The organism is Gordonia sp. (in: high G+C Gram-positive bacteria) (assembly GCF_012515855.1).
Classification (GTDB): domain Bacteria; phylum Actinomycetota; class Actinomycetes; order Mycobacteriales; family Mycobacteriaceae; genus Gordonia.
The window spans coordinates 1-13,382 of sequence record NZ_JAAYXO010000087.1 but is presented as its reverse complement, the minus strand read 5'-3'; the positions used below and the strand labels follow the sequence as shown (position 1 = coordinate 13,382).

The 13,382-nt window shown below is 68.5% G+C and carries 10 protein-coding genes; 7 read left to right on the top strand and 3 right to left on the bottom strand.

Annotated elements, in window-relative coordinates:
- The 7 genes from GX543_RS06720 to GX543_RS06690 all read left to right on the top strand — a co-directional run.
- On the top strand, window positions 1-3,576 hold a 3,576-nt coding region (locus GX543_RS06720), incomplete at its 5' end, for a nitrate reductase subunit alpha (protein WP_290850773.1).
- Window positions 3,576-5,240: a nitrate reductase subunit beta gene (gene narH, locus GX543_RS06715; RefSeq protein WP_290850771.1), complete on the top strand. Its 1,665-nt coding sequence runs from the start codon at window positions 3,576-3,578 to the stop codon at window positions 5,238-5,240. The genes GX543_RS06720 and narH, both read left to right, overlap by 1 nt.
- Window positions 5,237-5,914, top strand: coding sequence for a nitrate reductase molybdenum cofactor assembly chaperone (gene narJ, locus GX543_RS06710; protein WP_290850770.1), 678 nt, complete (start codon window positions 5,237-5,239; stop codon window positions 5,912-5,914). The genes narH and narJ overlap by 4 nt, the downstream gene beginning before the upstream one ends.
- The gene (gene narI / locus GX543_RS06705) at window positions 5,911-6,657 is read left to right on the top strand and encodes a respiratory nitrate reductase subunit gamma (RefSeq protein ID WP_290850768.1); all 747 of its coding nucleotides are present in this window, start codon (window positions 5,911-5,913) and stop codon (window positions 6,655-6,657) included. The genes narJ and narI overlap by 4 nt, the downstream gene beginning before the upstream one ends.
- A complete protein-coding gene (locus GX543_RS06700; protein WP_290850766.1) occupies window positions 6,657-7,892 on the top strand; it encodes an MFS transporter in 1,236 nt (411 codons plus the stop codon). The genes narI and GX543_RS06700 overlap by 1 nt, the downstream gene beginning before the upstream one ends.
- The gene (locus GX543_RS06695; protein ID WP_290850764.1) at window positions 7,889-8,221 is read left to right on the top strand and encodes a cupin; all 333 of its coding nucleotides are present in this window, start codon (window positions 7,889-7,891) and stop codon (window positions 8,219-8,221) included. Before GX543_RS06700 ends, GX543_RS06695 begins: the two co-directional genes overlap by 4 nt.
- Window positions 8,222-8,290: 69 nt before the next feature.
- Window positions 8,291-10,777: a hypothetical protein gene (locus GX543_RS06690; RefSeq protein ID WP_290850763.1), complete on the top strand. Its 2,487-nt coding sequence runs from the start codon at window positions 8,291-8,293 to the stop codon at window positions 10,775-10,777.
- On the opposite strand, the gene GX543_RS06685 is transcribed toward GX543_RS06690, so the two are convergent.
- From GX543_RS06685 to modA, 3 genes are read right to left on the bottom strand one after another with little or no spacing between them, the layout of a single operon-like run.
- Window positions 10,774-11,838: an ATP-binding cassette domain-containing protein gene (locus GX543_RS06685; protein ID WP_290850761.1), complete on the bottom strand. Its 1,065-nt coding sequence runs from the start codon at window positions 11,836-11,838 to the stop codon at window positions 10,774-10,776. The genes GX543_RS06690 and GX543_RS06685 overlap by 4 nt on opposite strands.
- Entirely contained in the window at window positions 11,835-12,623 is a 789-nt protein-coding gene (gene modB / locus GX543_RS06680) for a molybdate ABC transporter permease subunit (protein WP_290850760.1), read from the bottom strand. Before modB ends, GX543_RS06685 begins: the two co-directional genes overlap by 4 nt.
- Window positions 12,620-13,369, bottom strand: a complete 750-nt coding sequence (gene modA, locus GX543_RS06675) for a molybdate ABC transporter substrate-binding protein (protein ID WP_290850758.1) — start codon at window positions 13,367-13,369, stop codon at window positions 12,620-12,622. The genes modB and modA overlap by 4 nt, the downstream gene beginning before the upstream one ends.
- Window positions 13,370-13,382 lie beyond the last annotated feature (13 nt).

Below are 13,382 nucleotides of genomic sequence, written 5' to 3'. Positions count from 1 at the left end.
GGCGACGTCTTCTATCGGGACCGATGGAGTCACGACAAGATCGTCCGGTCGACGCACGGCGTCAACTGCACCGGTTCGTGCTCCTGGAAGGTGTACGTCAAGGACGGCATCATCACCTGGGAGACACAGGAGACCGACTACCCGTCCGTCGGCCCCGACCGTCCCGAGTACGAGCCTCGCGGCTGTCCCCGTGGCGCGGCGTTCTCCTGGTACACCTACTCCCCCACCCGGGTGCGCCATCCGTACGCCCGCGGCGTCCTGCTCGAGATGTACCGCGAAGCCAAGAAGCGCCTGGGCGATCCCGTCCTCGCGTGGGCCGACGTGGTGAACGACCCCCTCCGTCGTCGTTCGTACCAGCAGGCCCGAGGCAAGGGCGGCCTGGTCCGCGTCACCTGGGACGAGGCCACCGAGATGGCCGCCGCCGCGCACGTCCACACCATCAAGACCTACGGCCCCGACCGCTGTGCGGGCTTCTCGCCGATCCCCGCGATGTCGATCGTCAGCCATTGCGTCGGCACCCGCTTCATCCAGCTCATCGGCGGCGTCATGACGTCGTTCTACGACTGGTACGCCGACCTCCCGGTCGCCAGCCCGCAGGTCTTCGGTGATCAGACCGACGTGCCGGAGTCCGGCGACTGGTGGGACGCGTCGTACCTGATGATGTGGGGCTCCAACGTTCCGGTCACCCGCACCCCGGATGCGCACTGGATGGCCGAGGTCCGCTACCGCGGAACCAAGGTGGTCAGCGTCTCGCCCGACTACGCCGACAACACCAAGTTCGCCGACGAGTGGCTGCCCGCGCAGGCGGGCACCGATGCCGCGCTCGCGATGGCGATGGGTCACGTGATCCTCAAGGAGTTCTACGTCGACCGGGACACCCCGTTCTTCGCCGACTTCACTCGCAAGTACACCGATCTGCCGTTCCTGATCCATCTCGAAGAACGCGACGGCAAGCTGGTCCCCGGCAAGTTCGTCACCTCCGACGAAATCGGCGGAACCACGGACGACGACCACTGGAAGACCGTCCTGATCGACGACGCGACCGGTGAGCCGCTGGTTCCGAACGGCACGCTCGGCGATCGCTACTCCGAGGCGGGCGAGGGGTCCTGGAACCTCGATCTGCAGGGCGTCACTCCGCGTCTGACCCTGATCGACGAGGCCGACGCCGAGAAGGTCGAGGTCTCGTTCCCCCTCTTCGACGCCCCCGACGGGAGCGGCGAGGTGATCGACCGAGGCGTGCCCGCCCGCCGCTTCGGCGGCGGCCTGGTGACCACGGTTTACGACCTGCTGCTGGCCCAGTACGGCGTCGGTCGCCCGGGGCTGCCCGGCAAGTGGGCGCAGGACTACGACGACGTCACCAGCCCCTACACCCCGGCGTGGCAGGCCGAGATCACCAACGTCCCGGCCGAGGCCGCGATCCGCGTCGCCCGCGAGTTCGCCACCAACGCCGAGGAGTCGGGCGGCCGCTCGATGATCATCATGGGCGCGGGCATCTGCCAGTGGTTCCACGGCGACGCGACCTACCGCGCGATTCTGGCGATGCTGATCCTCACCGGCAGCATGGGCCGCAACGGCGGCGGCTGGGCCCATTACGTCGGTCAGGAGAAGTGCCGTCCGATCACCGGCTGGATCTCCCTCGCCAACGCCCTCGACTGGACCCGGCCGCCGCGCACGCAGCCCGGCACGTCGTACTGGTACATGCACACCGACCAGTGGCGCAACGACGGCTACTCCACGTCGGCCCTCACCTCCCCGCTCTCGTCGGGAACGCTCGACGGGATGCACACCGCCGACGCGATCGCCCAGTCGGCACGCCTCGGCTGGATGCCCTTCTACCCGCAGTTCTCCGCGAACCCCCTCGACGTGGCCGACGACGCGCGCGCCGCGGTCGAGGCAGGCGAGGCCGCGAACCCGGGCGCCTACGTCGCCGAGAAGCTGGTCGACGGCGGCCTGACCCCAGCCATCTCGGACGTCGACGCTCCGGAGAACTGGCCGCGGACCCTGGTGCTGTGGCGGTCGAACCTGTTGGGTTCCTCGGCCAAGGGCAACGAGTACTTCCTTAGGCATCTGCTCGGCACCCACCACAACGTGCTGGGCACCGAGAATCCCGAAGCGCCGCGACCGCGCGAGGTGAAGTGGCACGACCAGGCACCGGAGGGGAAGCTCGACCTCCTCATGTCGGCCGACTTCCGCATGACGTCGACCACGCTGCTCAGCGACATCGTGCTGCCGGCCGCCACCTGGTACGAGAAGCACGACCTCTCGTCGACCGACATGCACCCGTTCGTCCACGCCTTCAGCCCGGCGATCGATCCGCCGTGGGAGGCCAAGAGCGACTTCGACATGTTCCATCGCCTCGCGCAGGAACTGTCGAAGCAGGCGCAGACCCACCTCGGCACTCGCCACGACCTGGTCAGTACCGCGCTCCAGCACGACACCCCCGGCGAGACGGCACAGCCGCACGGCCGGGTGATCGACTGGCGCGAGACGGGCGCGCCGGCCAAGCCCGGAGCCAACATGCCCGCGTTCGCGGTGGTGGAACGCGACTACACCGCCATCGCCGAGAAGCTCGCGTCCGTGGGACCGCTGGCCGACGATCTCGGCTTCACTGTCAAGCACGTCACCTTCGACATCGCCTCCCAGGTCCCGAAGCTTGCGGCGTCGAACGGCGTGATGTCCGCGGGGGCGGGCGCGGGCCGTCCCGCGATCGACACCGACGCCAAGTTGGCCGAGGCGATCCTGACGTTCTCCGGAACCACCAACGGCGAGCTCGCGGTCGACGGTTTCAAGAAGCTGGAGCGCAGGGTCGGCAAGAAGCTCGCGGACCTCGCCGAGGGCTCGGAGGAGAAGCGGATCACCTTCGCCGACACCCAGGCCGCCCCGGTCCCGGTCATCACCTCGCCCGAGTGGTCGGGGTCGGAGACCGGTGGTCGCAGGTACGCGCCGTTCACGGTGAACATCGAGCGCGAGAAGCCGTTCCACACGCTCACCGGCCGGCTCCACTTCTACCTCGATCACGACTGGATGCTCGACATCGGCGAGGCGCTGCCGATCTATCGGCCGCCGCTCGACATGCACCGCCTGTTCGGCGAGCCCAAGCTGGGGTCGGACGGCAGCAAGGAGATCACCGTCCGGTTCCTGACGCCGCACAACAAGTGGTCGATCCACTCCGAGTACCAGGACAACCTGTTCATGCTGTCGCTCTCCCGCGGCGGACCGACCGCCTGGCTCTCGGCCGAGGACGCGGCGTCGATCGACGTCCGCGACAACGACTGGATCGAGTGCGTCAACGCCAACGGCGTCTACGTGGCCCGCGCCGTCGTCAGCCACCGGATGCCCGAGGGCGTCTGCTACGTGCATCACGCTCAGGAGCGCACCATCGATGTGCCGAAGTCGGAGGCCACCGGCCGCCGCGGCGGCATCCACAACTCGCCGACCCGCCTGCTGGTGAAGCCCTCGCACCTGATCGGCGGCTACGCGCAGCTCTCGTACGCCTTCAACTACCTGGGCCCGACGGGCAACCAGCGCGACATCGTCTCGACTATCCGCAAGCGAAGCCAGGAGGTGACGTACTGATGCGAGTGATGGCTCAGGTCGGGATGGTGATGAATCTCGACAAGTGCATCGGCTGCCATACCTGTTCGGTCACGTGCAAGCAGGCGTGGACCAACCGGGCGGGCACCGAGTACGTGTGGTTCAACAACGTGGAGACCCGTCCCGGCCAGGGCTACCCGCGACGGTACGAGGATCAGGAGCAGTGGAAGGGCGGCTGGCACCTCAACAAGAAGGGCAAGCTGCGGCTGCGGACCGGCGGGCGCCTGCAGAAGCTGTTCACCATCTTCCACAGCCCGGTCCAGCCGACCCTCGACGACTACTACGAGCCCTGGACCTACGACTACGAGACGCTGATCAACGCCCCGCTGGGCGACGACTTCCCCGTCGCCCGACCGAAGTCGCTCATCACCGGCGAGGACACCAAGGTCACGTGGTCGGCCAACTGGGACGACAACCTCGGCGGCTCGATCGAGCACGGCGACCTCGACCCGATCGTCGCCAAGATCCGCCAGGAGTCCGAGGAGAAGATCAAGTTCTCCTTCGAGCAGACCTTCATGTTCTACCTGCCGCGTATCTGCGAGCACTGCCTGAATCCGTCGTGCATGGCCTCGTGCCCGTCGGGCGCCATCTACAAGCGCGAGGAGGACGGCATCGTCCTGGTGGATCAGGACCGCTGCCGCGGCTGGCGCCAGTGCATCACCGGCTGCCCGTACAAGAAGATCTACTTCAACCATCGGTCGGGGAAGGCCGAGAAATGTACGTTCTGCTATCCGCGCATCGAGGTCGGTCAACCCACCGTCTGCGCCGAGACGTGCGTCGGCCGTCTCCGTTACATCGGCATCTTCCTGTACGACGCGGACGCGGTGACCGCGGCTGCTTCGGTGCCGGACGACAAGGACCTCTACGAGGCCCAGCTGGAGCTGATGCTCGATCCCGAGGATCCCGAGGTGATCCGACAGGCACGCGCCAACGGGATCCCCGACGAATGGTTGGACGCGGCCCGCCGGTCACCGGTGTACGCGCTCGCCAAGAAGTACAAGGTCGCGCTGCCGCTGCATCCGGAGTACCGAACCATGCCGATGGTCTGGTACATCCCACCGCTGTCGCCGATCGTCGACCTGCTGACCGAGCAGGGACACGACGGCGAGAACCGCGACAACCTCTTCGGGGCCATCGAATCGCTGCGCATCCCGATCGAGTACCTCGCCGAGCTGTTCACCGCGGGCGACACCGACCTCGTCGAGTTCGTGCTGCAGAAGCTGGCGTCGATGCGGTCGTACATGCGCGATGTGAACCTGGGCCGCGAGACCAACCCGCTGATCCCCGGCAGCGTCGGGATGAGCGAGGAGGAGATGTACGAGATGTACCGTCTCCTGGCGATCGCCAAGTACGACGAGCGCTACGTGATCCCGACCGCCCACCACGAGCAGGCTCACAAGCTCGAGGAGACCGCCTGTCCGGTCGACTACGACGGCGATCTCAGCACCTACGGTTCGGGCCCGTTCGGCGAGGCCAGCGGTCGTCCGGTGCCGGTCTCGGTGGAGACCTTCGAGGCGCTCAAGCAGCGGCAGTCCACCGACACCGCCGCCAGCGAGTCCGTCCTGCGCGGCAGAACCAACCTGCTGAACTGGGACGGCAACGGCGTCCCGCAGGGCATGTTCCCCAATCAGGAGCCGCGGTCATGAAGCTGCTGTCGCGTCGTCGCGGGCCGGCGAAAACCGATTCCCGGGTGATTCACCAGGTGGCGGCGTGGTGCCTCGGCTACCCCGGCGACCAGCTCTTCGAGCGTCTCGATCTGATGCGGGCCGCACTCGCCGAACAGCAGGCCGACGACGCCACCGCCGCGCTGGGGCGCTTCCTCGATCATGCCGCGAGTACCGATCGAGCCGAACTCGGACAGCACTACACCGACGTCTTCGACCTCTCCCGCAAGCGCACGCTGTACCTGTCGTACTGGTCCGCGGGCGACACCCGGCAGCGAGGCGCGGTCCTCGGCGAGTTCAAACAGCTCTACCGCGACAGCGGCTTCCTGGTGAACCTGCACGGAGAACTCCCCGACCATCTGCCGATCGTCCTCGAGTTCACCGCGCTCGCCGACCCCGAGCGCGGCACCGCCGTCCTCTCCGACAACCGCGCGGCGCTGGAACTGATCCGCTTCGCCCTCGCCGACGTCGAGTCGCCCTACACCGACGTGCTGGCCGCGGTCTGCGCGACACTCCCCGGTCAGTCGCCGCCCGACCGCGCGTCGGCCATGGCGATGGCCGCACCCGAGCGGCCGGTCGAGACAGTCGGCCTCGAATCGTACGATCCGCGTCTGCTTCCCCTGTTCACCACCGACAGCGAGAAGGCTTTCCGATGAACATCTTCCTCTGGGGCGTACTGCCGTATATCGCACTGATCAGCGTGATCGGCGGAACCATCTGGCGCTTCCGCTACGACAAGTTCGGCTGGACCACCCGCTCGTCCGAGCTGTACGAGTCCCGACTGCTGCGCATCGGCGGGCCGCTGTTCCACTACGGCATCCTCGCGGTGATCGCCGGCCACGCGATCGGCCTGGTGATTCCCGAATCCTGGACCGCCGCGATCGGCATCACCGAGACCACCTATCACTGGATCGCGGCGGGCGGCGGCATCGTCGCCGCCATCGCGACGCTGGTCGGCGTGGGCATCCTGATCTATCGGCGACGGACCGTCGGCCCGGTGTTCATGGCCACCACGTGGAACGACAAGCTGATGTACGTGGTGCTGGTGGCCGCGCTGCTCGCCGGCTCGTACATCACCCTGATCGGGTTGATCGACCCGCACGGCGAGGGCGTCAACTACCGCGAGACGGTCGCCCCGTGGTTCCGTTCGATCTTCTACTTCCAACCCGACATCGACGCGATGGCCGCGGCGCCGTTGCGCTTCCACATCCACGTGATCATCGGCATGGCCATGTTCGTGCTGGTGCCGTTCACCCGACTGGTACACATCTTCACCGCACCGCTGCACTACCTGTTCCGCCCCTACATCGTCTACCGCAGCAAGGACGCGCGTCCCGCCCCGGGTAACGCGCCTGCTCGCCGCGGTTGGGATCCGATCGGAGTGAAGGACCGCGACTGATGACTGCTCCCGCACAGGTGGACAAGTCCGCCCAGACCCTCAACCTCGTCCTGGCGACCGCGGCGTTTGCGATCACCTTCTGGGCCTGGAATCTGATCGCTCCGCTCGGCGTCTTCTACGCCGGCCCGGATGAGCTCAACCTCGACTCCACCCAGAAGTCGATCCTGATCGCGGTGCCGATTCTGGTCGGCTCGCTCGGCCGGATCGTCGTCGGCGTGATGACCCCGCGCTACGGCGGCCGAGTGATGTTCACCGCGCTTCTGCTGATCTCGGCGCCCTTCGTGATCCTCGTGGCCGTCGCGGGCAGCATCAAGTCGTACCCGATGATGATCGTGATCGGCTTCTTCCTCGGCATCGCCGGCACCAGCTTCGCCGCGGGCATTCCGTTCGTGAACAACTGGTACGAAGCGCCCCGACGCGGCTTCGCGACCGGCGTCTTCGGCGCAGGCATGGGCGGCACCGCGCTGTCGGCCTTCTTCACCCCCCGCTTCCGCGAATGGTTCGGCTACTTCCCGACCCACATCATCATCGCAGTGGCCCTCGTGGTGATGGCGGCGATCTGCTGGATGTTCATGCGCGACGCTCCGTCGTGGGTGCCCAACACCGAGCCCGGCCTGCCCAAGCTCGCCAGCGCCCTCAAGCTGCCGATCACCTGGCAGATGTCGTTCCTGTACGCGGCGGCGTTCGGCGGCTTCGTCGCCTTCTCCACCTATCTGCCCACGTACCTCAACGACGTCTACGACATCACCGACCTGAAGTCCGCAGGTGCGCGCACCGCGGGCTTCGCAATCGCGGCGGTCGTCGCGCGCCCCATCGGCGGCATGCTGTCGGACAAGTTCGGGCCGCGCCTCATCACCGCGATCTCGTGTGGCGGCGCCGCCCTGTTGGCGGTCTGGATGATCGCCAAGCCCGACCTCGACTCCGGTCTCGCCGCCGTCGACTTCATCCTGATGGCCGTGATGATGGGCATGGGCGCCGGTTCGGTGTTCGCGTGGGTCGCGCTGGCCTCGCCGCCCGCTCGCGTCGGTGCGGTGACCGGTCTCGTCGGTGCCGCCGGCGGCCTCGGCGGCTTCTTCCCGCCGCTGGTGATGGGTGCGACGTACAACGCCGAGGCGCACTCGTACACCGTCGGTCTGGCGCTGCTGGTGGCGTTCGCCGCCGTCGCCTGCGTCTTCACCGTGTTCGGCATCCCGCGTAGCGAAGACGAACCAGACAACAAGAAGGTGGCCGCATGAGCGAGATCAACATGTCGGAGTTGGCGGACCAACTGCTCGACGAGGCGCGGGCGGCCTCGTCGGGTCGGGCGGCCCTCACTGTTCGCGGTCATTCCGATCACCGACTCCGCCATACCGTGATCGCCCTGCGAGCCGGCTCTGATCTCTCCGACCACGAAAGCCCGGGCGAGGCCACGCTCCAGGTGCTGCGCGGCGACGTCCGCCTCACCGGGCTCGACACCGAGATCGGGTTGACCGCGGGCTCGCTGGCCGACATCCCCGACGTGCGACACGGCCTGGCCGCCGACACCGACGCGGTGGTTCTGCTGACGGTCGCCCTGCGGAGTTAGGGCGCTCAGGCGCTAGTCACGAGGAGTTAACACGCTCGACCCGTCACGCTCACCCGGATCGAGGTCACCATGACGAACACTGGGCTGCCGCAGACCGCGACTGTTCTGGAGATCCGCACGCACGGGGTCAGCGGCACCCCGATCGACCAGATCCTCGCGGACCCGGTGGGGCCGTTGCCACCCGGCGACCTGGTCGACGTCCCCGGACCGCTGGGGCCGGGGCGGCGCTTCGTGCGACGGGTCGACGGCGCCCGCAACGACGTCCCCGTCGCGGGCGGGAGCGATTCGCACTACGCGTGGGCGTACTCGTGGGGTCGACTGACGTCGGGCGGATTCGTCAAGTCGCTCTGGGCTGTCCTGATCCCGTTCGCCCTGGTGAACATGGCCTACGCGATGATCAGCGACAACCGCAGGCTCCACCCGGCACGCCACCCCGACTCCCCGATGTTCACACGAGGGTGCCGGTCGCTCGTGCACCTGCTGGGCGTGGCGCTGACCGTGCTGTTCACCCTGCAGATCACCTACGTGATCGTCGACTCGGTCGGGTATCGCTGCATCGTGGCCTCCGGCGGCACCTGTCTGGAACACGTGCCTTACGTCGACAGCCTGCGCGATTACCCGACGACGATCTCGGTACTCGCTGTGACGCTGGTGCTGGTCGTACTCACCGTCGGCGGCCTGATCACCCGGTTCTCGGCCACCGACTCCGAGGGCACCCTCCGCGAGATCGTCGAACAGTCCGGCGCCTCCCCGGCACCGGAGCCCGGCGATCCGGCGATGGCCACCGCAGACTTCGTCGACGGCAACATCGCCGCACCCGTCCTCCGCATCGTGCACGGAATCGCCGCACCGACCGCGGTCGTCACACTTCTCTTGGCGATGCGCCCCGCCGATACCGGCGCGTGGCGATGGATCGCGCCCGTCGCCGTCTTCGGCGTCCTCGCCTCCACGATCGCCGCGATCGACCTCTGCGGCCCGATACGCGTGACCCGCTGGTTTCGGGATCACCCGCGCGTCCACACCCGTTTCTCGGTCATCGGCTGGGCCTTGATGGCGGGCGCGCACGCGGGCGCTATCGTCGTCGCAGCGACGGTCCTGCCGTCGTCATTCGACGTCAGTGTGACGACGGCGCCCGCGGTCACCCTCTTGCCCGGTCGGTGGTCTCCGATCGAGGTGACCATCGTCGTGGCCGCAACACTGTGCCTCCTGCTGGCCGCCGCGCTGTGGGAACCGAGTCGCACGCTGGATGCCCAGACTCGGAACTATCCGAAGGCGTACCGCCCGTGGTTACGCGGCTTCACCCCCGCCGTCGTCGGTGGCCTCGCGGTGATCATCGGATCCGGATTCGGTGTGGGTGCCTCCCGCGCGTTCAACGCCTTGGCGAACAAAGACATCGGCGGCGCCGACCCGATGCCCACGCGGACGTCGTACGACATCATCTCCACCCAGTGGGGTCTGCTCGGATTGCTGGGAGCGACTGCACTCATCGTCGGAACACTCCTCCTGCTCGCGGCGAGCTTCAGGCCCTCCCATCCCGCTTTCCGACTCAATCCGCCGCCGGATCTCGACGCACGGAATCGCCGGTGGCAGCGATGGCGGACGGGACTGCGCTACCGAGTCGCCACGCTCAACCGATTCACGCAGCACCTGCTCGCGGCATTCCTCATCGCCGGAATCGGCTGCGCCGCGGCCGGAGTGTGGGCGGCCACCACTGATCCGAGTACGCACGGACGGCCCGGTGCTCCTGCATGGCCCAGCGCTCCTGAATGGCCCAGTGCTCCCTTATGGCTCAGCGAGCACTGGCTGCGTGCGACCGGCACCTGGATCCTGATCGCCATGGTGGTCGGTCTGGCCTTCGTGATCCGGCAGGCGATCGCGAACCCCGACGGCATGGGCCGCACGCTCGGCGTGCTCTGGGACGTGTCGTCGTTCTGGCCGCGCGAAGGTCACCCGGTGGTTCCGCCTCCTTACGCGCCGACGGCGGTGGCCGACATCGTCGACCGGGTCGGTGAGATCCGCGAGGCCTCACCCGGCGTGAAGATCGTGCTGTGCGGACACAGTCAGGGCTCGCTGATCATGTACGCCGCCGCATTGCAGCTGCGGCGGCGGGGTGCCACCGACAACCTGAGCCTGCTGACCTACGGCAGCCAACTCCAGTGGCTGTACGGCCGCGCGTTCCCGGCCTTTCTCAACTTCGACAGCCATCGCGAGCTGAGCGCGTCACTGGAGCAGCGATGGATCAATCTGATTCGCTTCACCGACCCCGTCGGCGGTCCGGTTCTCTCGTGGGACCTGACCTCGTCTCGGGCCGGCGACGTCTCCGCGTCGGTCCTCGACGTCTCCGCCGAAACGGGGTGGGCGCGCATCGACGGCCTCACCCCGCACGACGGCGTGTTGGCGGCCGGCGACGAGCGATGGCTGGCCGACCCGCCACCCCGAATCGCGTACGACTTCCAGCGGGGCCACAGCAACTACGTGCGAGAGGTCGCGTGGGCCGCCGCGATAGCGAAGTTGACGGGTACCCGAACTGACCCGGGTCCGCTCGCCGCCGACTAAGCCACCGGCTGCGTCGAGATCGGGCAGTCGTCGTCGGTGAGGCGAAGCACCCGCATCCCGTTCGGGGTCAACCAGACTCGCTCGCCCACGCGGGGCAGATCGGCCCCGACGGCGGTCTCGGCCACTAGGCCGCCCTCGCTCTCGACCCGCGCTCGCCCGGCATGCACCCAGACCGAGCGCACCCGACTGCGGACCGCACCCGACGTCCTCGACAGTGACACCCGCTGGGGTTCGACGATCCCGAACGCCGCATCGCCGTCGGCGATGCGCGAGTCCGCGGCCTCCCCGGGCAGGACGTCGTCGCCGACCACCAGGGCGCCGTCGCTCCACGTCCCGTAGACCACGGTGTACCCGGCGAGTGCCGCGGTGAACGGATGCCGCGGCGACGCCGCCAGTCGAGCGGGCGTCGCGTCGTTGATCACGGTTCCCGCATCGAGGACCAGGCATCGGCTCGCCCACTGCCACGCGTCCGAGAGGTCGTGCGTCACCAGCACGCTGGTGGTCCCGGTGCGCGCGAGTTCGTCGGCCAGCATGCGCCGAATGCTGGGGGTGCTCTCGGCGTCGAGCGCGGCGAACGGCTCGTCGAGCAGCAGCACCTCGGGTTCGGCAGCGAGCGCGCGAGCGATCGCGACCCGCTGCTGCTGGCCTCCGGACAGACGTGCCGGATTCCACCGGCCGACGTCTGGGAGGTCGATGCGTTCGAGCCACGCGTCGGCGACGGCGCGCGCCTGCTTGCGCGACTTCCGCTGCGACCGCGGCCCGAACTCGAGGTTCTCGTACACGGTGAGGTGTGGGAACAGCCGCGGTTTCTGTTCCAGCAGGGTGATGCGACGACGCTCCGGAGGCACATGGTCGGAGCCGTCGAGCACGCGGTCGCCCAACCGGATCTCCCCGCGCACCAGCGGTGCCAGGCCCGCGAGCGCCGCCAAGATCGTCGACTTCCCCGCACCGTTCGGACCCAGAATCGCCAGGCACTCGCCGCCGGCGACGTCGAGGTCGACGGACACGTCGAAGTCGGCTCGCTCCACGGCGATCCGGGCGACGAGATGTTGCCCGGTCATCGGATCGCGTCCTGTCGCCACGAGCGCAGCCCGAGCACGATCACCGCGGTGCTCACCAGCAGGAGCAGCGACAGTGCGACCGCCGAATCCTGCGTCACGCCGACCCCGTTGAACGCGGTGTAGATCGCCAGCGGCATGGTCTGCGTGACCCCCGGCGAGTTTCCCGCGAACAGCGCGGTGGCGCCGAACTCACCCAGCGCGCGAGCGAAGGCGAGGGCCGCTCCGGCGGCGAGGCCCGGCAGGACCAGCGGCAGTGTGATGCGGCCGAGGACCCGCCAGCGTCCCGCGCCGAGGGTCGCCGCGATCTGCTCGTATCCCCCGCCGGCCGTGCGGAGCGCCCCCTCGACGGTGATCACGTAGAACGGCAGGGCGACGAAGGTCTGCGCCACCACGACGGCGGCGGTGGTGTAGGGCAGGCTGAACCCGGTCGCCTCGAACAACGGCTTGCCGACCAGGCCCGACCTGCCCAGCAGCGACAGCAGAGCCAGGCCGCCGACCATCGGCGGCAGCACCAGCGGAATCAGAACCACCGCCCGGAGCACCGACGCCCAGCGAGTCTCGGCGCGCGCGATGATGACCGCGAGCGGTGTGCCGAAGACGATGCAGCCCAGGGTCGCGAAGCCCGCGGTGACCAGCGACAGACCGAGCGCCGTCAACGACGCGGACGAGAAGAGGTCCGAGCCCAGTGTCTCCCACCGCACGCGCGAGACCAGGCCGATGATCGGAGCCACCAGCAGTGCCAGCGCGATCAGCGCGGGCACGTACAGCGGCTTGGGGACGGTCACGGCGAGCCGAAACCGTAGCGCGTCAGAACCTGCCGGCCGGCGGCGGAGAGGACGAAGTCGACGAAGGCCTGCGCGCCGTCGGGCGACGGCGCCTTCGTCACCACGGCGATCGGATACCGATTCACCACGGCGTCGGCGTGCGCCGGAGTGATGCCGACCAGCTCGTCGCCCGCGGCGGCGACGTCGGTCTTGTAGACCAGCCCCGCATCGGCCTCGCCCGCCTCGACCCGCTTGACCACCGCGGTCACGTTGGTCTCCTCGCTCCGCGGCTTCACCGCGACCTTCGCGTCGTCGAGCAGCGTGCGCGAGGCCTTGCCGCAGGGCACCTGCGGCGCACACAGCACGGTGGTGACGTCGGCGCGGGCGAGGTCGGCCAGGGAGCGGATGTTCTTCGGGTTCCCCGGAGCGACCGCGATCTGCAGGGTATTGGTGGCGAAGATCTGGCCGGCGTCGGCGATGCCTGCCTCCGTGACCGGCTTCAGGCTCGGCTCGTTGGCGAAGGCGACGACATCGGCGTCGGCGCCCTCGACGAGCTGCGTCGCCAGTGCTTGCGAACCGTCGTACATCGGCGCGACGCGGTACCCGGGATGGGCAGCGGAGAACTCGTCGGCGAGCTCGTCGAACGCACCCTGCAGCGACGCGGCCGCGAAGACCGTCACCGTGTCCTGGTCGGAACCGTCGCCGCCCGCGCATCCGGTGAGGAGCAGCGCGAGGGCAGCGACCACGGCCAGCAGTTTCTTACTCATGCCCGGCCTCCCG